The organism is Vibrio sp. Vb1018, assembly GCF_033338775.1.
Lineage (GTDB): Bacteria > Pseudomonadota > Gammaproteobacteria > Enterobacterales > Vibrionaceae > Vibrio > Vibrio alginolyticus.
Window position 1 is genome coordinate 1 of sequence record NZ_JAWOTI010000014.1, and the last position, 19,546, is coordinate 19,546.

At 45.9% G+C, this 19,546-nt stretch carries 20 protein-coding genes; 4 read left to right on the plus strand and 16 right to left on the minus strand.

Features of this window, described 5'->3' with window-relative positions; all coding sequences use genetic code 11:
- Positions 1 to 84: 84 nt before the first annotated feature.
- From hemW to R7Z10_RS15065, 7 genes are all read right to left on the minus strand, one after another.
- On the minus strand, positions 85 to 1,263 hold the full coding sequence (hemW, locus tag R7Z10_RS15035; RefSeq protein WP_104979712.1) for a radical SAM family heme chaperone HemW: 1,179 nt from the start codon (positions 1,261 to 1,263) through the stop codon (positions 85 to 87).
- Between the two features lie 18 nt (positions 1,264 to 1,281).
- Complete coding sequence (locus R7Z10_RS15040; protein WP_025768828.1) at positions 1,282 to 1,884, minus strand: XTP/dITP diphosphatase; 603 nt, start codon at positions 1,882 to 1,884, stop codon at positions 1,282 to 1,284.
- Between the two features lie 118 nt (positions 1,885 to 2,002).
- On the minus strand, positions 2,003 to 2,434 hold the full coding sequence (locus tag R7Z10_RS15045; RefSeq protein WP_005381010.1) for a DUF4426 domain-containing protein: 432 nt from the start codon (positions 2,432 to 2,434) through the stop codon (positions 2,003 to 2,005).
- Between the two features lie 128 nt (positions 2,435 to 2,562).
- Positions 2,563 to 2,853 carry a DUF167 family protein YggU gene (yggU, locus tag R7Z10_RS15050; protein ID WP_005381011.1) on the minus strand — a complete coding sequence of 97 codons (291 nt, stop codon included), beginning with the start codon at positions 2,851 to 2,853 and terminating at the stop codon, positions 2,563 to 2,565.
- Complete coding sequence (locus tag R7Z10_RS15055; RefSeq protein ID WP_318105207.1) at positions 2,853 to 3,410, minus strand: YggT family protein; 558 nt, start codon at positions 3,408 to 3,410, stop codon at positions 2,853 to 2,855. Before R7Z10_RS15055 ends, yggU begins: the two co-directional genes overlap by 1 nt.
- A 52-nt stretch (positions 3,411 to 3,462) precedes the next feature.
- Positions 3,463 to 4,281, minus strand: a complete 819-nt coding sequence (gene proC / locus R7Z10_RS15060) for a pyrroline-5-carboxylate reductase (RefSeq protein ID WP_005381013.1) — start codon at positions 4,279 to 4,281, stop codon at positions 3,463 to 3,465.
- A gap of 159 nt (positions 4,282 to 4,440) precedes the next feature.
- Positions 4,441 to 5,142 (minus strand): YggS family pyridoxal phosphate-dependent enzyme, encoded by a 702-nt coding sequence (locus tag R7Z10_RS15065; protein WP_005384521.1) that lies wholly within the window; start codon positions 5,140 to 5,142, stop codon positions 4,441 to 4,443.
- 28 nt (positions 5,143 to 5,170) lie between these two features.
- On the opposite strand from R7Z10_RS15065, the gene R7Z10_RS15070 reads away from it, so the two are divergent.
- Both R7Z10_RS15070 and R7Z10_RS15075 read left to right on the plus strand, forming a co-directional pair.
- Positions 5,171 to 6,211, plus strand: a complete 1,041-nt coding sequence (locus tag R7Z10_RS15070) for a type IV pilus twitching motility protein PilT (RefSeq protein WP_170897431.1) — start codon at positions 5,171 to 5,173, stop codon at positions 6,209 to 6,211.
- 30 nt (positions 6,212 to 6,241) lie between these two features.
- Positions 6,242 to 7,348: a PilT/PilU family type 4a pilus ATPase gene (locus R7Z10_RS15075; protein WP_005381016.1), complete on the plus strand. Its 1,107-nt coding sequence runs from the start codon at positions 6,242 to 6,244 to the stop codon at positions 7,346 to 7,348.
- A 61-nt stretch (positions 7,349 to 7,409) separates the two neighbouring features.
- Here the strand turns inward: R7Z10_RS15075 and ruvX are convergent, their stop codons facing one another.
- From ruvX to metK, 8 genes are all read right to left on the minus strand, one after another.
- Positions 7,410 to 7,835: a Holliday junction resolvase RuvX gene (gene ruvX, locus R7Z10_RS15080; protein ID WP_005381017.1), complete on the minus strand. Its 426-nt coding sequence runs from the start codon at positions 7,833 to 7,835 to the stop codon at positions 7,410 to 7,412.
- Between the two features lie 35 nt (positions 7,836 to 7,870).
- Positions 7,871 to 8,434 carry a YqgE/AlgH family protein gene (locus R7Z10_RS15085; protein WP_005381020.1) on the minus strand — a complete coding sequence of 188 codons (564 nt, stop codon included), beginning with the start codon at positions 8,432 to 8,434 and terminating at the stop codon, positions 7,871 to 7,873.
- 127 nt (positions 8,435 to 8,561) lie between these two features.
- Complete coding sequence (gshB, locus tag R7Z10_RS15090) at positions 8,562 to 9,512, minus strand: glutathione synthase (protein WP_258654896.1); 951 nt, start codon at positions 9,510 to 9,512, stop codon at positions 8,562 to 8,564.
- 13 nt (positions 9,513 to 9,525) lie between these two features.
- The gene (gene rsmE / locus R7Z10_RS15095; protein WP_213904167.1) at positions 9,526 to 10,257 is read right to left on the minus strand and encodes a 16S rRNA (uracil(1498)-N(3))-methyltransferase; all 732 of its coding nucleotides are present in this window, start codon (positions 10,255 to 10,257) and stop codon (positions 9,526 to 9,528) included.
- Positions 10,258 to 10,370: 113 nt separating this feature from the next.
- Positions 10,371 to 11,066 (minus strand): deoxyribonuclease I, encoded by a 696-nt coding sequence (gene endA / locus R7Z10_RS15100; RefSeq protein WP_053306786.1) that lies wholly within the window; start codon positions 11,064 to 11,066, stop codon positions 10,371 to 10,373.
- 150 nt (positions 11,067 to 11,216) lie between these two features.
- Positions 11,217 to 11,714, minus strand: a complete 498-nt coding sequence (locus R7Z10_RS15105) for a SprT family zinc-dependent metalloprotease (protein WP_005381025.1) — start codon at positions 11,712 to 11,714, stop codon at positions 11,217 to 11,219.
- Positions 11,715 to 11,782: 68 nt separating this feature from the next.
- Entirely contained in the window at positions 11,783 to 12,580 is a 798-nt protein-coding gene (locus tag R7Z10_RS15110) for a DUF2189 domain-containing protein (protein WP_005381026.1), read from the minus strand.
- Positions 12,581 to 12,982: 402 nt separating this feature from the next.
- On the minus strand, positions 12,983 to 14,137 hold the full coding sequence (gene metK, locus R7Z10_RS15115) for a methionine adenosyltransferase (protein ID WP_005381027.1): 1,155 nt from the start codon (positions 14,135 to 14,137) through the stop codon (positions 12,983 to 12,985).
- A 315-nt stretch (positions 14,138 to 14,452) separates the two neighbouring features.
- Between metK and tkt the strand changes: the two genes are divergently transcribed.
- Complete coding sequence (gene tkt / locus R7Z10_RS15120; protein WP_054577167.1) at positions 14,453 to 16,447, plus strand: transketolase; 1,995 nt, start codon at positions 14,453 to 14,455, stop codon at positions 16,445 to 16,447.
- A 91-nt stretch (positions 16,448 to 16,538) separates the two neighbouring features.
- Here tkt and R7Z10_RS15125 read toward each other — a convergent pair whose 3' ends face one another.
- A complete protein-coding gene (locus R7Z10_RS15125) occupies positions 16,539 to 17,432 on the minus strand; it encodes a LysR family transcriptional regulator (RefSeq protein WP_065274859.1) in 894 nt (297 codons plus the stop codon).
- A 140-nt stretch (positions 17,433 to 17,572) separates the two neighbouring features.
- Between R7Z10_RS15125 and R7Z10_RS15130 the strand changes: the two genes are divergently transcribed.
- The gene (locus tag R7Z10_RS15130; protein ID WP_054575406.1) at positions 17,573 to 19,531 is read left to right on the plus strand and encodes a ligand-gated channel protein; all 1,959 of its coding nucleotides are present in this window, start codon (positions 17,573 to 17,575) and stop codon (positions 19,529 to 19,531) included.
- The last annotated feature ends 15 nt before the right edge of the window (positions 19,532 to 19,546 follow it).

Sequence of the window (19,546 nt, forward strand, 5' to 3'; positions counted from 1 at the left end):
CTTTAAAATACAAAACGCCCGATGAAGTACATCGAGCGTTTTAGTTAAAAAGTGTCAACCCATATCAGGACGGGTCAGGTTGCGTTACTCTTCGCTTTCTTCGGCCATAAAGGCTTCGAGCAAATCATTAAGGAAGAGCTTCCCTTTTTCAGTAATTTGCCAGTGGGTAGGCGTTTCACTCAGGTAGCCCATTTCTATCGCCCAGTTGATGGTTTCTTGAATCGTACTAAGCGGTAAGCCCGTGGTGTCCACGTAATCTTGCTTCGGACAGGCTTCAATTAAGCGGAATCGGTTCATAAAGAACTCGAATGGACGATCTTCATCCGCGACGACATGTTCCGTATGCAGATAAGGTTTGACCATATTTTGATAAGCCGCTAAATAGCCTCGCGGGTGTTTTACCTTTGTCGTTCGAATAATACGTCCGTCGGTAAAACTGAGTTTGCCATGAGAGCCACAACCGATACCAAGGTAATCACCAAAGCGCCAGTAGTTGAGGTTGTGCTGACACTGATAGCCCGGCTTACTGTAACCGGAGATTTCATATTGCACATAACCCGCGGCTGCAAGTTTTTGGTGTCCGAGCTCGAAAATATCCCACAAGTCATCATCGTCAGGTAGCGTTGGTGGCTTGTAGTAGAACATGGTGTTTGGTTCGATGGTCAGCTGATACCAAGACAAGTGCGGCGGTGCCAACTCAATCGCTTTGTCCAAATCTGCCAAGGCTTGTTCGATGCTTTGATCAGGTAAGCCGTGCATGAGATCGAGGTTAAAGCTGTTCAAACCGATTTGGTGCGCCAGCTTAGCAGCATTGACGGCTTCGTCTTGGCCGTGAATGCGCCCCAAACGCTCAAGCTTCTGCTGCTCAAAGCTTTGTACGCCGATAGAGATACGCGTTACACCAGCTTTGCGGTAGCCAACAAAACGCTCTGCTTCGATGGTGCCTGGATTCGCTTCCATGGTGATTTCGATTTCAGGCTTGAACGGAATACGCGCTTCAATGCCCTTAAGTAGATGCTCGATGCCTTCTGCCGAAATCAAACTCGGCGTACCACCACCAATGAAGATTGAATGCAGTGGACGTGGCGCTTCGTTAAGTCGGTATTTCTCAATGTCGGTATCCAAATCTTCTAAAAGGGCACTGATGTACTCTTCTTCTGGAATCTCGGTTTTGAGCGCGTGAGAGTTAAAGTCGCAATACGGGCACTTTTGCACACACCAAGGGATGTGTACATACAAGCTGAGTGCTGGGGGCGTTAACATGGTCTAATTCGCTCGTGATTACTGAGACACTTGCTCAGACAGTTGAGCAAACAACGACTTGAGCGCTTTACCGCGGTGAGACAGTTGTTTCTTACGTGCAGGTTCAAGTTCGGCTGACGCACAGTTGTCTTCAGGAACAAAGAAGATTGGGTCGTAGCCAAAGCCATTTTCACCGTGTGCTTCAGTTAGAATTCGGCCTTCCCATTTACCGTGACAGACGATAGGCGTTGGGTCGTTCTCGTGACGCATGAGGACTAATACACAGTGGAAACGTGCTGTACGCTCTGCTTCTGGTACGCCTTCCATTGCCGCTAGCAATTTTTCTAGATTCTCTTGATCAGATGCGCTCTCGCCTGCGTAACGTGCAGAGTAAATGCCCGGAGCGCCTTTTAAGAAATCGACTTCTAATCCAGAGTCGTCTGCAATGGCAGGAAGCCCTGTTTCTTGTGCGGCATGGCGAGCTTTAATGATTGCGTTTTCAATGAAAGTTGTACCCGTTTCAGGCACTTCCGATACATTGAATTCACTTTGCGCTAATACTTCAAAGCCGAAGTCAGACAACAAATCTGCCATTTCACGAACTTTGCCTTGGTTACCAGTTGCTAGCACAATTTTTTTCATGGGAATCTCTTTTAATAGTGATAGAGGAGAACAAATCGTTCTCCTCTAGATATTCTTTAACTAATAAGTGGTTTTTAGCCTGCTTAGATCCAAAAGCTTTTGGAACATCACAACCCAATTACTCTTCAACATAAAACTTCTGGGTGAATTTAAGCTTACCTGAGCCTTTGTTTCCAGCTTTTACGTCAATATCGAAAGTAAAAGTTTCTTCGTGGGTAATTGGTAGTTCGGCTAAATAGTATATCGCATTGCCTTCTTTGACTTCACGAAAGGTCAAGGTCTGAGTTTGGCCGATAAGGTTCTTCGCGCGTCCAGCAATTTTTGCTTCTAATGCTGGCTTACCCAATGAAGCTCTATCTAACACGCTAATATTAACCACAGCGAGGTATCCATTACGTTTGATATCGTAGCTACGTGCGACTTTGGGTGTTAGGAATGTTGAGTTAAACGCGACATAGTGTACTTCGATATCTTTCATATTTTTAAACTGATCGGCGAAGCTTGGTAACGACAACAGGCTAATCAGTAATGCGGTAATCCATTTGCTCATTGTTACTTCCTCAAAGCACTTGTTATAAAACAACCATAGCTGCAATTTTACCTTGGTCAGGGGGTAAAAAATGCGTACTCAGTCGTTGGTATTAGTAAGTGTGGTACAAAATCGTAAATAAAAAGCCATCATATGATGGCTTTAATTTCTGTCGGTATCTGGGTAGGCGATTCTATCCGAATTTGTTTGTGCCGTCCTAATTCACCTTTTTCTATGTGAACCAAGCCCTTAGCGATTTTAAACTGCTTGGCTAAGAACTTAGTTAGGTGTGCATTAGCTTTGCCATCGACAGGTGGAGCAGTAATGGCGATTTTTAGCTCTTCACCATGCAAGCCAACGATTTTATCGCGGCTAGCTTTAGGTTGAATATAGAGCTTCAGGATGATGTCCTCACCATCTTGCCAAACTGCAGCTGACATTATAGCTGGAACCAAATTGGACCAATGATATCGCCCATTAAGAAGTTCGCGAACTGCAAGCCGATAAATAACACCAGTACGCTTAAATCAAGACCACCCATAGCCGGAAGAATACGACGGATTGGAGCGCACATTGGCTCGGTCAGTTGATGGAATACGTACTCGATAGGGCTGCGGCCTTGGCTTACCCAGCTCAAAATTGCACGGATCAATAGTACCCAGAACAATAGGCCACCTGCGGCTTTGATTAATGATAATAAGCCCAAGAATAAGAAGTCAGCGCTGAAAGAGACGGAACCGTTCGAAGCTATTAGGATAAGCACGACAAATTTAAGCACACACAACACGTAGGCAAACAACACGGTTGCTAGGTCAATATTCCCCACGGAAGGGATAACGCGGCGCAATGGACCAATGACCGGCTGAGTCGCTTTTACTATGAATTGCGAGAATGGGTTGTAGAAGTCTGCGCGCGCAGCTTGCAACCAAATTCGCAAAATTACGACCATGATGTACAGGTCAAATAGGGTTGAGATGAGAAAACTCATTGAATTCATAAGGTACCCTTAACAAGTGATGGATGATACTAAACGGAGTTCATCCAAATAATTAAAACAGTTTTTCCATTTCTTCCGCGCGAGCCACAGCAGCTTGCATGGCTTTAGCGACAATATCTGAAAGTTGATGTTCGTTGAATGTACGCAGTGCTTCTGCCGTTGTCCCACCTTTCGATGTCACGTTCTCACGCAGGGTCGATAGCTCAGTTTCTGGGTTGCTAACCACCATACTGGCCGCGCCCAATGCAGCTTGTTGAACCAATAGTCGAGCAGTCTCTTTATCAAAGCCTTGCGCAATCGCTTCTGCTTGCATCGCTTCCATAAACAGGAAGAAGTATGCTGGAGCACTGCCCGCTGCGGCAATCACATTATTGATGCCAGACTCTTGCTCAACCCAACATACTTTACCGACCGCTTCCATTAACTCTGCGGCAAAAGCTTTGTCGTGCTCGGTTACATGAGTTGGTGCGAATAACCCACTCATACCCAACCCAAGTTGTGATGGCGTATTTGGCATAACACGAACCAAGTTCAATTTGGTGGCTAGCATATCATCCAATCGTGAACAGTTGATGCCTGCGGCAATAGAAATCACCAGTTTATTAGTGAAATCGATCGATTGCAGTGGTTTACAGACATCAGCCATCATTTGCGGTTTTACAGACAATACCACCACATCCGCCTCGGTCGCAGCTTGGATGTTATCGCTGGTGGTACGGATGCCAAAATCTTGTTCTAGCAGAAGGCGGCGAGCCTCTGAAGGAGCTGTCGCGGTAATGTTTTGCGCTGGGTATCCGTTAGCAACCAAGCCTGAAACAATGGCTCTCACCATGTTGCCAGCACCAATGAAGGCGATTTTTTTATGTTCCATTTGTCTGATTTCCATCATGATATTTAGAATTTGTTGTGCGCCCAGGTGTATAATGGCGCCGCTGTTACTTACTGCTCCTATTGGCGAGTAAGATGATTGCGCATTTACGCTCTAACGATTGACGACATAACTTATGTCGCGAGTGAGCGTTTTGTTGATTTAGCTGTAGTCTCGTGCGCCGAAAATAGCGGTTCCAATACGAACCATTGTACTACCAGCTTCGATTGCAGCGGTCATATCACCACTCATTCCCATTGATAATGTATCGATTTCTGGGAACTGTGCTTCGAGTGTTTGCTTCAACGTAGCCAACTTCTGAAATTCACGGAGTTGTGATTCGTAGTCAGACACGTTGGCAGGAATCGACATCAACCCTCTTAAAGTGAGGTTGGGTAGGCGAGAAATCAACTCCGCCAGCTCGAATACTTCCGCTTCAGTGACACCAGACTTAGATGCCTCACCACTGGTGTTAACCTGAATCAGAACTTGTAGCGGTTTAAGTTCGCTTGGCCGCTGATCATTCAGGCGTTGAGCAATCTTGGTTCGATCGATGGTGTGAACCCAATCGAAATGTTCAGCAACAAGTCGCGATTTATTGGATTGAATCGGACCAATGAAGTGCCATTCGATTCGATTATCTGGATAATGCTCGGCAAAGTGCTGAACTTTACTGACGCCCTCTTGAACGTAGTTTTCACCAAAGGCGGTTTGTCCCGCTTGGTAGGCTTCGAGAATTGCCTCGACAGGTTTAGTTTTGCTTACCGCTAGAAGTTGCACTGACTCTGGAGTTCGACCACATTTTTGCTCGTCATATCGAATTTGAGAGGTGATATGTTCAATATTTTGTTGAATACTACTCATAGCTGTACTTTAGACTTAAGGATTTTAAATGGATATCACTGAGTTACTGGATTTTAGTGTAAAACATAATGCCTCGGATCTACATCTTTCTGCAGGTGTCCCACCAATGGTTCGTATTGATGGGGATGTGAGAAAACTAGGCATTCCAGCGTTTACACACCAAGAAGTGCATCGTTTGGTTTTCGAAATCATGAACGATGCCCAACGCAGTGAGTTCGAAGAAAAACTCGAAGTCGATTTCTCTTTTGAGTTGCATAACGTTGGCCGTTTCCGTGTCAACGCTTTCAACCAATCTCGCGGTTGTGCGGCAGTATTCCGTACCATTCCAAGTAGCATTCCAACTCTGGAAGAGCTAGAAGCGCCAGAGATCTTCAAAAAAATTGCGAACGCTGAAAAAGGCTTAGTTCTGGTCACTGGCCCAACAGGTTCAGGTAAATCGACGACCTTAGCAGCCATTGTTGACTACATTAACTGTAATCACAACAAGCACGTACTCACAATTGAAGATCCGATTGAATTTGTTCACAACAACAATAAATGTTTGATCAACCAGCGTGAAGTTCACCGTGACACCCATAGTTTCCAAAATGCTTTGCGTAGTGCATTGCGCGAAGACCCAGACGTTATTCTGGTTGGTGAGATGCGTGACAAAGAAACCATCAGCCTTGCCTTAACGGCGGCAGAAACGGGTCACTTAGTTTTCGGGACGTTGCACACCAGCTCGGCGGCAAAAACCATTGACCGTATTATCGATGTGTTTCCTGGTAGTGATAAAGATATGGTTCGCTCGATGCTATCTGAGTCTCTTCGTTCGGTTATCGCGCAAAAGCTTCTGAAGCGTAATGGTGGTGGACGTATTGCATGCCATGAAATTATGATGGCAACGCCTGCGATTCGTAACTTGATCCGCGAAGACAAAGTCGCGCAGATGTATTCGATCATTCAAACAGGTGCGGCTCACGGCATGCAAACCATGGAGCAAAATGCTCGTCAGTTAATGGCGCAAGGCATGGTTGCTCGTGAAGAGGTCGATAGTAAGATCGGATTAGAAGTGCAGCAATTCTCGTAACGTTCATACAGATAATGGTGAATACGGAAGATGGATCTAGATAAATTTCTCGAAGGCATGCTGGCGCTGAAAGCGTCGGATCTTTACATCACGGTTGGAGCGCCAATTCTATTTCGTGTGGATGGCGAATTGCGTCCGCAAGGGGAAAAACTCACCGAGAGTGATGTGGCTGCATTACTCGATAGCGCTATGGAACCAGATCGGCGTCAGGAATTTCGTAAAAGTCGCGAGTCGAATTTTGCCATTGTGAGAGATTGTGGTCGCTTCCGTGTGAGTGCCTTTTTTCAACGCGAGTTACCAGGCGCAGTGATTCGTCGTATTGAAACCAATATTCCTACTTTTGAGCAGTTAAAGTTACCGTTAGTGTTGCAAGATTTGGCGATAGCTAAGCGTGGTTTGGTGCTGGTGGTCGGTGCTACTGGATCGGGTAAATCGACCACCATGGCGGCGATGACAGGCTATCGAAACAGCAATAAAACCGGGCACATTTTGACGGTCGAAGATCCGATCGAATTCGTGCATGAACACAAGCGCTGTATCGTGACTCAACGCGAAGTTGGGTTAGATACGGAAAGCTATGAAGTTGCGCTTAAAAACTCGCTGCGCCAAGCACCAGATATGATTTTGATTGGTGAGATCCGTAGCCGTGAAACAATGGAATACGCGATGACCTTCGCCGAAACGGGTCACCTGTGTATGGCAACGTTGCACGCCAATAATGCCAACCAAGCTTTAGAGCGCATTCTTCACTTGGTACCGAAAGATCAAAAAGAACAATTCTTGTTCGATTTGTCGATGAACCTAAAAGGCGTGGTTGGTCAGCAGTTGATCCGAGATAAAAATGGGCAGGGACGTCATGGTGTATTTGAGATCTTGCTAAATAGCCCACGTGTGTCGGATTTGATTCGTCGCGGAGATTTACATGAGTTGAAGTCAACCATGGCTCGCTCAAATGAGTTTGGTATGCTGACGTTCGATCAATCTCTCTATAAGTTAGTGATGCAAGGTAAGATCAGCGAAGAGGATGCACTACATAGTGCCGACTCAGCGAATGATCTGCGCTTGATGTTGAAAACGCAGCGTGGTGAAGCATTCTCTACGGGCAGTTTGGCGAACGTTAAGATCGATATGGATTAAGCGTGTTTAGACGAAAAAAGGTTGGCACTTGCCAACCTTTTCTTGTTTTGAGTATTGTGTTTTATTCACCCCAAAGGGCTTCAAACCAGCTTTCTAGAATCACCACTGCTGACTGGCAGTCAACATTACCTTTCGATAGGGCTTTGTAGCCGCCCATGCTGAACAACTCCGCACGAGCTTCTGCTGTAGATAAACGCTCATCATGCAGTTCAACTGGCAATCCGTATCGGCCTTGCAGACGCTTAGCAAATTTTCGTGCACGAGGGGTTATGGTCTCAAGGTCTTTACCATGCAGATCGGTCGGTAAACCGACCACTAGCAAATCTGGTTGCCACTCTTTGATTTGCTTTTCGATATCGTCCCAGTTTGGAATACCGTCATTGGCTTTAAAGGCTTTTAATGGGGAAGCTGTACCAGTAATTTCTTGGCCAATAGCGCTACCAATGCTTTTGGTTCCAAAGTCAAAAGCCATAATTGTGCGTGACATAAGGTGTCTCTATCTAATGTAACTGTATATTTGGACTAAGCATGTCCAGAGTCTGCTGAAAGGTGACTTGGGTCGATGCCCAGCTTTTCGACCGCTTTCTTCCAACGCTCGTTGATTGGTGTATTAAAGATAATTTCAGGCGTCGCTTCAATGGTGAGCCAAGAGTTTTCGACCAGCTCACTTTCTAATTGGCCTGCACTCCAACCGGAGTAGCCAAGTGCCACTAGGTAATCACTTGGTTCTGCTTCTGTTCCTAACACCGAAAGAATATCTCGCGAAGTGGTTACCGCGAGGTCGTCGGTCATTTGGACGCTGGACTCGTAGTAATCTTTGGGTTTATGCAAAATAAAACCACGATCTTCCGAGATTGGGCCGCCATTGTAGACTGGTCTATCTAGACTGGCTTCAAATAGGCGCGGGTGTACTGGCTGAACTTCCACCTGCTTGAGCATGTTGCCGACGGTGATATCAACAGGAGCATTGATCATCAGCCCCATAGCGCCGTCTTCGTTGTGCTCACAAACGTAGATCACGCTGTTTTGAAAGTACGGATCTTTCATCCCAGGCATGGCAACCAAAAAGTGATTTGTGAGATTCATACTCATATTGACCCTTAACTCTCGTAAATGCCCTTAAGCAAACATCATACAATTTACATCTAGGTATGTGCATGAGTTTGCTTAAGTTAATGTACTACGCTCTCTATTAACTGTAATACAGTTTGAGTTATTCGCCTTTTACTCGACGCTCAATCGCATCCATCAGCTTGCCTGTGATTGAGATATCAAAAGCTGCTTCAATTTCGCGAATACAGGTTGGGCTGGTGACGTTGATTTCTGTTAGCTTGTCGCCAATTACGTCAAGGCCAACAAAGATAAGGCCTTTTTCTTTCAGTGTCGGGGCAACGGTTTGCGCAATTTTGAGGTCGGTTTTGCTTAGCGGACGAGCTTCACCAGTACCACCAGCGGCTAGGTTGCCGCGCGTTTCGCCTTTAGCAGGAATGCGTGCTAGACAGTAAGGCATAGGTTCGCCATCTACCACTAGGATACGTTTGTCACCGTTGCTGATGTCTGGCACGAAGGTTTGTGCCATTGCGTAGTTTTGACCGTGGTTAGTCAATGTCTCGATGATCACAGAGACGTTTGGATCGTTTTCTTTTACACGGAAGATGGACGCGCCACCCATACCATCAAGTGGTTTCAGGATGACATCACCATGTTTTTCACGAAATTCTTTAATTTTCTCTGCTTTTCGCGTCACGATCGTTGTAGGTGTCAGCTCTGGGAACCATGCCGTAAACAGCTTTTCGTTACAATCACGTAAGCTTTGAGGCTTGTTAACGATCAGTGCACCTTGTTCTTCTGCACGCTCAAGGATGTAAGTCGCGTAGATGTATTCAGTATCAAACGGAGGATCTTTACGCATTAGCACCGCGTCTAGCTCAGACAGTTCGATAGTTTGCTCTGATTTGAACTCGTACCAACCGTTTGGATCTTCTTTTAGTTCTACCACTTTAGTATCTGCAATGGCAACGCCTTGATCGAGATGCAGATCATTCATTTCCATGTAGTGGATTTCATAGCCGCGTCGTTGCGCTTCAAGCATCATGGCAAAGCTAGAGTCTTTTTTGATGTTAATGGACGAGATTGGGTCCATTACGATACCGAGTTTGATCATTATTTTTCTCCGTTTAACCAAGATCGCCGAAACGAACTTGTAAGGCTGTAATTGCTGTCAGAGCCGCTGTTTCGGTGCGCAGAACGCGAGGGCCGAGTAGCGTTTCTTCAAATTGGTATTCTCGAGTCATCTCGATTTCTTCAGACGATAAACCGCCTTCAGGACCGATCAGTAGGCGCACTTTTTCAACCGGGGTTGGCAAAGTGTTGATTGAGTATTTAGCACGAGGGTGAAGGTTAAGCTTTAAACCATCGTACTCTTCTTTACACCACTCTTCCAAGTTCATAATTGGACGAATTTCGGGCACGACATTACGCCCACATTGCTCACAGGCACTGATAGCGATTTTCTGCCATTGCGCGAGTTTTTTCTCAAAACGCTTTTGGTCAAGCTTGACGCCACAACGTTCAGAAATCAGAGGAGTGATGGTATTGACGCCAAGTTCAACAGACTTTTGGATGGTGAACTCCATCTTATCGCCACGTGAAATGACTTGACCAAGGTGCAGATCTAAAGGGGATTCAATACTGCTTTCTACACGCTCGGTGATGTTAACCAAAACTGATTTCTTGCTGACTTCACTGATAACCGCTGGGAACTCTGCGCCACTGCCGTCAAAAAGGAGAACGTCTTGGCCTTCTTTCATGCGCAAAACACGACCGATATGGCCTGCTGCGTCGTCACTTAAAGCAAGTGAGCCAAGTTGATGAATGGTTTCTGGATGATAAATTCGAGGGGTACGCATGAGATTTCCAGCAAGAGAATAAACTTAAACCCTAACATGGATGCTTTGCACCGAAAAAACAAGGGGCAAGAAGCGTTTCAATATCAGTAATTGAAACGCTTCGAGGTCGGAGGTTACAGTGCGCGGCAGGCTTCTTGAACAAATGGGTTGTGATTGCCCTGTACTTTTGCAATGCGCTCGTCACGCTCACATTCCCATTTATCGACAGGATAGGTTTTGTTCCAAGCACTCATTAATTGCGTTTGCTGCTTCGACAGTTTGAAACCGTACTCTTTGCTCATGTATAGATAGGTACGAGCAATTGAGCCACGCGCACGGTCTGGTGGCATGACTTTACGCTGCTTAAAGTTCACTTGCATCTCACAGCGACCATAACTCACGCCATCCATACCGTTCCATTGGCTGAAGTTGTAGTTTGAACGGTCACCGTTTACTTCACCAATAGCAGGAGTTAGGTTGTGCAAGTCTGCTTCCATCAAACGAAAAGTTTTGTCTTTTTTCTTACAGTTTTTACGTCCGCCATCTTGCCAGCATTGACGCTGGTGGCCAAATTGCCACGCAGGAACAACGTGCTCCCATTCGATTCGTGCAGCCCGTTTTTCTTGTTTACGGACTTGGTAGCCGCAAGAGGCTAAATCGGGTAAGCCTTTCTTGCCTTGCCATTGAATGTTACAGCCACAGTAGAAGCTTGTTGGATGGTCTTGATAAATTTTGACCGCCTCACGTTTGGCAGCAGAGAATGAGCTCGGTGGCGCGGCAATCGCAGTGCTAGAAAGCGCGATAAGCAACAGAGAGAGTAAGTATTTCATGATAAAAGTCTTTATAAAGTATGACTTTATTCATGATAACACGCATAAAATAGCTTTAGTGATGAGTAAGTTAACAATAAGTGGCGAAGGGAAGGTTTTGATCAACTCGATCTTTATTTTGGGAACGCAAGTAACACTATGAGGTAAGGGCTACGATAATTGAATGCCGGTGAAGTTAAGTGGTTGGCGACATTTTTGACAAGAGTACGTCGCCTCTTTGCGCAGCACTTTATTATGACGGCGAATCGATAGAGGGTAGGTCATACAACCACAACGATACTCAAAGGTTTTACCTTGAACGGATTTTACTTCAAAGCTGTGAGTGGTTTTGGCTGGTACGTTAAATACGGCTTCCATGACGCCTTTCCATTCTTTACCGTGAGGCCTAACTCGCCCGTAAACCTGATAAGTAATCAGGTGTGCTACTTCATGAGGAATGACTTCATCTAAGAATGCTTGGGTGTTTTCGCGAAATAAAACAGGGTTTAGGCGTACTTGATTTAATTGAAGGTAGGCTTTTCCTGCCGCTTTCCCACGGACGTCGAAGGTGATTGTTGGAATCGGGAAAGAACGTTTGAAAGCTTGTTCCGCCATCGCGATACATCCCGCCATCACTTGCTTGGCTTTATAGCTGAGTTCTATATCCACAATTCACCTCGATAAATCAAATAAAAAAGCCCCCGCATTTGCGAGGGCCAGATCATAGCATCAGTTAATTATGGTGTGTGTTTTTTCTTGATGGTGGCATGGTAAGCGTGCCATGTACCGTAGCCTAGAATTGGCATGGTAAACAACATTCCGATCCCGTAGGTCGCAAAGCCGATAAGAATACCGCCACAGATGATCGCTGCCCAAACAATCATTGCTGGAATGTTGGATTTCACGGCATTAAAGCTGGTAAATACAGCGGTCATCATGTCTACGCGACGCTCCATCATGAGCGGAATAGAAAAGGCTGAAATGCTAAACACCACACAAGCCAAAACAAAGCCAACTAAAGAGCCGATGACAAGGAAGGGTAGGAACTCACTTAAAGGTGCCCCTTGAACAGAAGGGTAGAGCGCATGAAGTAGAGCGGCAATGCGCATCCAAAATATCATACACACTGCGAGTAACACGGCGAACGCCCATTGAGATGTTGAGTTACGACCGATCGCTTTCATTGAATGGAACAAGCTTGCTTTGTGTCCGCGCTCTCTCTCCCAACTGGCATCATACAAGCCCAGCGCGAGAAACGGACCGATTAACATGTAAACAATCAAACTGGGCATGACGACCAAGTGTGTGCCTTGCCACTGTACGAGCAAAACAATGCCTATCGCAGCTGCCATAAAACAGATGCCATAGAAAGCACTAATAAGTGGCATTCGCACGAAATCATGCAGACCTAATGCTAGCCAATGAAAAGGTGCAGAAAGATTGACCGTATTGCACGGTATGGTTCTGGCGTATTCGTTGTCTGGCACTTCCTTTCGCTTGTTGTGGAAGTCCGATGGATTAACAGTTCGAGGCATAACTCCTCCTTGATTTATTCCCACATTATCCGCTTATACCAACTGACAGCGGTTTTTGTTCAGTCAAACTTGAAGCGACTTTTTCAAGTTTACATCTGAGCATTGGCTTAGTTTGGTATCGGCCATAAAGATGCCTGACTCATGTCTTTACTTAAGTGTTGCTTCCACAGTCGCCAGCATCCGACGTCTCTATTTAAATTGGAGTTAACAATATTTTAACTATTGGTGGAGATGGGATAATTTACAAATAATTGCTTAAAATTTATTCGGTATAAAAATGAGGGAGAAACAGGACTGCTTTGTGGGGCAGGGCGGTATGAGCCGAAATGGCTAGATAAAAGTTGCTGAAAATAAAAAGCCCCCACCATAGGCGAGGGCTTGATTGATTCTTGCTTGGCTTGATTATTTGATGCCAGCGAAATCGCGTAGAAGTGCAGCTTTGTCTGTCGCTTCCCACGGGAATTCTTCACGACCGAAGTGACCGTAAGCCGCTGTCTTCTTGTAGATAGGTTGAAGAAGGTTAAGCATTTCTTGTAGACCGTATGGACGTAGGTCGAAGAATTGACGAACCGCTTCAATGATGATGTCGTGAGATACTTTCTCAGTACCGAACGTTTCCACCATGATAGACGTTGGATCAGCAACACCGATTGCGTAAGAAAGTTGGATCTCACAACGGTCAGCCATGCCTGCGGCTACGATGTTTTTCGCTACGTAGCGTGCTGCGTATGCTGCACTACGGTCAACTTTTGATGGATCTTTACCAGAAAACGCACCGCCACCGTGACGAGCTGCGCCGCCGTAGGTATCTACGATGATCTTACGACCAGTTAGACCACAGTCACCCATAGGACCACCGATTACGAAGCGACCGGTTGGATTAATGAAGAAGTTTGTTTCTTTGTTGATCCACTCAGAAGGTAGCACTGGCTTAATGATCTCTTCCATTACCGCTTCACGCAGGTCTGAAGTTGAGATTGAGTCACAGTGTTGAGTTGAAAGAACAACCGCGTCGATACCAACGATGTTACCTTGATCGTATTGGAATGTTACCTGAGATTTTGCATCAGGACGCAACCAAGGTAGTGTGCCGTTTTTACGAACTTCTGCTTGCTTTTGAACAAGACGGTGAGAGTAAGTAATTGGCGCTGGCATTAGTACTTCAGTTTCGTTACAAGCGTAACCAAACATGATGCCTTGGTCGCCTGCACCTTGTTCTTTAGGGTCAGCTTTATCAACACCTTGGTTGATATCTGGCGACTGTTTACCGATTGTGTTTAGTACCGCACAAGAATCTGCGTCAAAGCCCATATCTGAATGTACGTAGCCGATTTCACGAACGGTTTCACGAGTTAACTCTTCGATGTCTACCCATGCTGAAGTCGTGATTTCACCACCCACCATTACCATACCGGTTTTAACGTAAGTCTCACATGCAACACGAGCCTTTGGATCTTGCTCTAGAATCGCGTCAAGAACCGCATCAGAAATCTGGTCTGCAATTTTATCTGGATGACCTTCTGATACTGACTCAGAAGTAAACAGGTGCTTAGCCATGTTAGCTCCACTATATCTGGTTTAAAACTGGGGAATGATAAACTCTCCAGCGCAAATTAATACTAATTTTTGTAGGTGTATCTACATCTAGACGTCTATTCTAAATTTGATTGCTCGAATTACAAGCTCTTTTTTGGTTTTTGTTATAACCAAACGTTTGCCTGATTTATTGATAATTTTAAGAACTTCGAACGATTTGGCGCGAAAGGTGCAATATTTGTGAGGTTTTGGACTGGAAAACGTTTGCACACCCAACAGGGCTTTGAGAGAATTATGACCTACTTTTCGTTTCGCTTAATGTACTCAGGAGCAGACATGTCGTCTCGTAAACATCTTGCCAATGCAATTCGTGCTCTAAGCATGGATGGTGTTCAACAAGCTAACTCAGGCCACCCAGGCGCACCAATGGGTATGGCTGATATCGCTGAAGTTCTTTGGCGCTCTCACCTAAACCATAACCCTTCAAACCCAGAGTGGGCCGACCGCGATCGCTTTGTGCTGTCAAACGGTCATGGGTCAATGCTTATTTACTCTCTACTGCACTTAAGCGGTTACGAGCTATCTATTGACGATCTGAAAAACTTCCGTCAATTGCACTCAAAAACCCCAGGTCACCCAGAGTACGGCTACGCGCCTGGTATCGAGACAACAACGGGTCCTCTAGGTCAAGGCATCACTAACGCTGTTGGTATGGCGATCGCAGAGAAAGCACTAGCGGCACAGTTCAACAAAGAAGGTCACGATATCGTTGACCACTTTACGTATGTGTTCATGGGTGACGGCTGTCTAATGGAAGGCATCTCGCATGAAGCATGCTCTCTTGCTGGGACGTTAGGTCTAGGCAAACTGATCGCGTTCTGGGATGACAACGGCATTTCTATCGACGGTCACGTTGAAGGCTGGTTCTCTGACGATACACCTAAGCGTTTTGAAGCGTACGGCTGGCATGTAATCCCAGCAGTCGATGGTCACGACTCAGACGCGATCAACGCAGCAATTGAAGCAGCAAAAGCGGACCCACGTCCTACGCTTATCTGTACCAAAACAATTATCGGTTTCGGTTCTCCTAACAAGTCTGGTTCGCACGACTGTCACGGTGCACCACTAGGTCACGATGAAATCCAAGCGGCTCGCGAATACCTAGGTTGGGAGTACGGCCCATTTGAGATCCCGGCAGATGTTTACGCTGAGTGGGATGCAAAAGAAGCGGGCGCCGCGAAAGAAGCAGCTTGGAATGAAAAATTCGAAGCATACGCTGCAGCTTACCCTGCAGAAGCGGCAGAGCTTAAACGTCGTCTAAACGGCGAACTTCCTGCACAGTGGGAAGAAAAAGCGAACCAAATCATTGCCGATCTTCAAGCAAATCCAGCGAACATTGCATCACGTAAAGCGTCGCAAAATGCACTAGAAGCGTTTGGTCAAATGCTTCCTGAGTTTATGGGTGGTTCTGCTGACCTAGCGCCTTCTAACCTGACCATGTGGTCTGGTTCTAAGTCTCTAGAAATGGAGGACTTCTCTGGCAACTACATCCACTACGGTGTGCGTGAATTCGGTATGACCGCTATCATCAACGGTATCGCATTGCACGGTGGTTTCGTTCCTTACGGCGCAACATTCCTAATGTTCATGGAATATGCTCGTAACGCAATGCGTATGGCTGCGCTGATGAAAATTCAGAACATCCAAGTTTACACGCATGATTCGATCGGTCTTGGCGAAGATGGCCCAACTCACCAACCTGTTGAGCAAATGGCGTCTCTACGTGTAACTCCAAACATGAGCACATGGCGCCCATGTGACCAAGTTGAGTCTGCAGTTGCATGGAAACTAGCGATTGAACGTAAAGATGCACCAACTGCACTTATCTTCTCTCGTCAAAACCTAGCGCAACAAGAGCGTACTGCTGAACAAGTCGCAGACATCGCGAAAGGTGCTTACATCCTGAAAGATAGCGAAGGTAAGCCTGAGCTAATCCTTATCGCAACAGGTTCTGAGGTTGAGCTTGCAGTGAAAGCCGCTGAGCAACTAACTTCAGAAGGCAAGAAAGTACGCGTTGTTTCAATGCCATCAACAGATGCATTCGATAAACAAGACGCTGCTTACCGTGAATCTGTACTGCCATCAGACGTAACGGCACGTATCGCTATTGAAGCGGGCATTGCGGATTTCTGGTACAAGTACGTAGGCTTCGACGGTCGCATCATCGGTATGACAACATTCGGTGAATCAGCACCTGCTGGTCAGCTATTCGAGATGTTTGGCTTCACGACTGAAAACGTAGTGAACACAGCTAAAGAATTGCTAGCGTAATTGCAGGACCATCTAAACAGTCGAACGTAAACGACAACTGTTAGATGCTAAAGTTAGAAAGGCCATCATTATGATGGCCTTTTTATTTTTGTCAGGTTTTCCAACCTTGTGGAATGCTTTGGTGAATGCAGTCTAAAAGTACGGATAAGCGCAGTGGTGGTCGTCCTGCTGGTGTATAGCAGTTAATGGAAATAGGCTCAGAAACCCAACCTTCTAAGCATGGTGTGATTCGCCCTGGGTGATGTTTCTCATAGCCGCATGCTGTCCAAGTCGGCAGCAGTCCAATACCATGACCATTCGCGATACTGTCTATTTGCATTGCTATGTTGTCGCTGTATAAGCGACTAACAAAGGGTTCTAAAAAGAACTCACCGTGTTGAGGGTGTGCTAGCATCAATCCATTTTCTTGCACTGAACCAAAATCGATCCATGGATGTGCTTCAAGTTCTTTGGGGTGCGGTATAGGCCCATGTTGTTTTAGATAATTTGGAGAGGCAAAAGGCGTATAGCGAAATACCCCCAGCACTTCTTTTCGCCAGTCTAGCTCTTTACGTTCACCGAGCCAGATGAACAAATCTGGGTCATGATGCGCCTCAGAAAAGTCACTGGTAAGTTGAACTCTAACATCGGGATTATCAGCAAGAAAACGATTGAGTACGCCGCCGAGCCAGCTTCTAACTAAGGCAGTATGACAAACAATATGCAGTGGCCCTGAAACTTGGTTCGTTAAACCTTGCAGTGCATCATAACTCTCTTCGCTTAACTCAAGAATCTGGCGGCTGTAGTGGGCAAAGATTTCTCCAGCTCTTGTCAGAACTAATCGATTACCTTGTCTGGCGGTTAGAGCCTGACCGAAGTCTTCTTCTAATTGTGCCAAGCGACGACTTAGCGTTGATTTTGGCTGATTAAGGGCTTTAGCAGCGGCTGTCAAACTTTTATGCTGATTGAGCGCATCAAAGGCTCTAATTGATGCTAAGTCGTGCATATTTCTTTTACTCCTTACTGCGTTATGTACGAGTTCCATAAATGGAAAGAACCGTTCCATAACTCTCACTATGCATCTCATTCTATTTGTGAATAATTCACTTTCGAAAATAATAATCATTATCAATTATGGAGATGTAGATGTCTACTCTTAGACTGCCAGTTATTACCGCAACTGGTATTTTAGCCTTCGTCAGTGTCCCTCATGTTTTTGCCAATGATGCAGTTTCTAAAATGGAAACAGTGGTTGTAACTGCATCAAGTTATGAGCAATCTCAAGCGGACGCGCCTGCAAGTATTAGTGTGATTTCACGTGAGGAGTTGGACTCCCGTTATTACCGCGATGTGACTGATGCACTAAAAAGTGTGCCAGGTGTTGTCGTGACAGGTGGTGGTGATACCACCGACATTAGTATCCGTGGTATGGGTTCTAAATACACTTTGATACTGGTCGATGGTAAACGTCAAAGTACGCGTGAAACTCGTCCAAATAGTGACGGCCCTGGTATCGAACAAGGTTGGTTACCTCCTCTTCAAGCGATTGAGCGAATCGAAGTTATTCGTGGCCCAATGTCGACGCTTTACGGTTCTGATGCGATTGGTGGTGTGATTAACGTCATCACACGAAAAGATGCGCTAGAGTGGACGGGTAATGTTCAACTGGGCACGGTACTACAAGAGAATAGTCGCTCAGGGGGAGAGCAGAGCGCGAACTTTTTCGTTAATGGTCCGTTGGCTGAAAATTTATCTCTCCAAGTATATGGTCAGTACACAACCAGAGAAGAAGATGACATCGAATACGGTTATGAAGATAAAGATATGCAGAGTATCTCTTCAAAACTGACTTACCAGATTAATGATCGCCACTCGGTGCAATTAGAGGGCGGCACGTCGGCACAAAGTCGTCGTGGCAATGTGGGCCTTTCAGTGCCGACTACTGGGTGTCGTGGTGGGTGTGAAGACTCACTGAATGAATATCGTCGTAATTACGTAACGGTAAGCCACAACGGTGATTGGGATTCGATTGGCATTTCAGATACTTACTTACAGCGAGAAGAGAGCGAGAACAAATCTCGTGAGATGACGATAACCAACACCACGTTCAAATCGAGCTTGGTGACTGGTATTGGAAACCATACGTTGACGACGGGTGTGGACGCTACTCATGCAGAGCTTGAGGATTTCACCTCCAACAAAGCGTCGTCGAAGACTGAAACATCGAATACGCAGTGGGCTGTTTTCATTGAAGATGAATGGAGAATCGCTGATCCGTTTAGCGTTACGCTTGGTGGTCGCCTAGATCATGACGAAAACTATGGCGCGCACTTTAGTCCGCGTGTTTACGGTGTATGGCGAGTTGATCCGTCTTGGACGGTGAAAGGCGGTGTGGCAACAGGTTTCCGTTCTCCACAATTACGTGAAATTACTCCTGGCTGGGCGCAAGTCAGTGGTGGCGGTAATATCTACGGTAACCCAGATCTTGACCCTGAAACGTCGCTAAACAAAGAAATCAGCGTCTTGTATCAAGGTGATTCTGGCTTAGATGTCTCTTTGACTGCGTTCCATAACGAATTCAAAGACAAGATCACACGTGTTGTTTGTCCAGACACTATCTGTACTGATGGCCCAAACCAATGGGGCGCAGATCCAACGTACCGTATTAACGTGGATGAAGCCGTCACACAAGGTATTGAAGCGACCTTAGCATCGCCGTTAACGGAAACCATTTACCTTAGCTCGAGCTACACATTTACCGACTCAGAGCAAAAAACAGGTGAATACAAAGGCATGCCGCTGCAGCAGTTACCAAAGCATCTGTTTAATGTGGATGTGACTTGGCAAACGACAACAGATCTAGAGAGCTGGGCGAAAGTCACGTACCGAGGTAAAGAAATGGATCCGGTTACTGGCCCATCAAGAAACAGTATTGTAGAACCAGCTTATACCTTTGTGGACGCCGGTGTGACATACCAGTTAACCGACAATACTCGTATTAAAGGCGCTATCTATAACTTGCTGGACGAGGAAATCAGTTACGAAGAATACGGATATATTGAAGATGGTCGTCGCTACTGGTTAGGTTTAGACGTCGCATTTTAATTATCTATCGTTGTA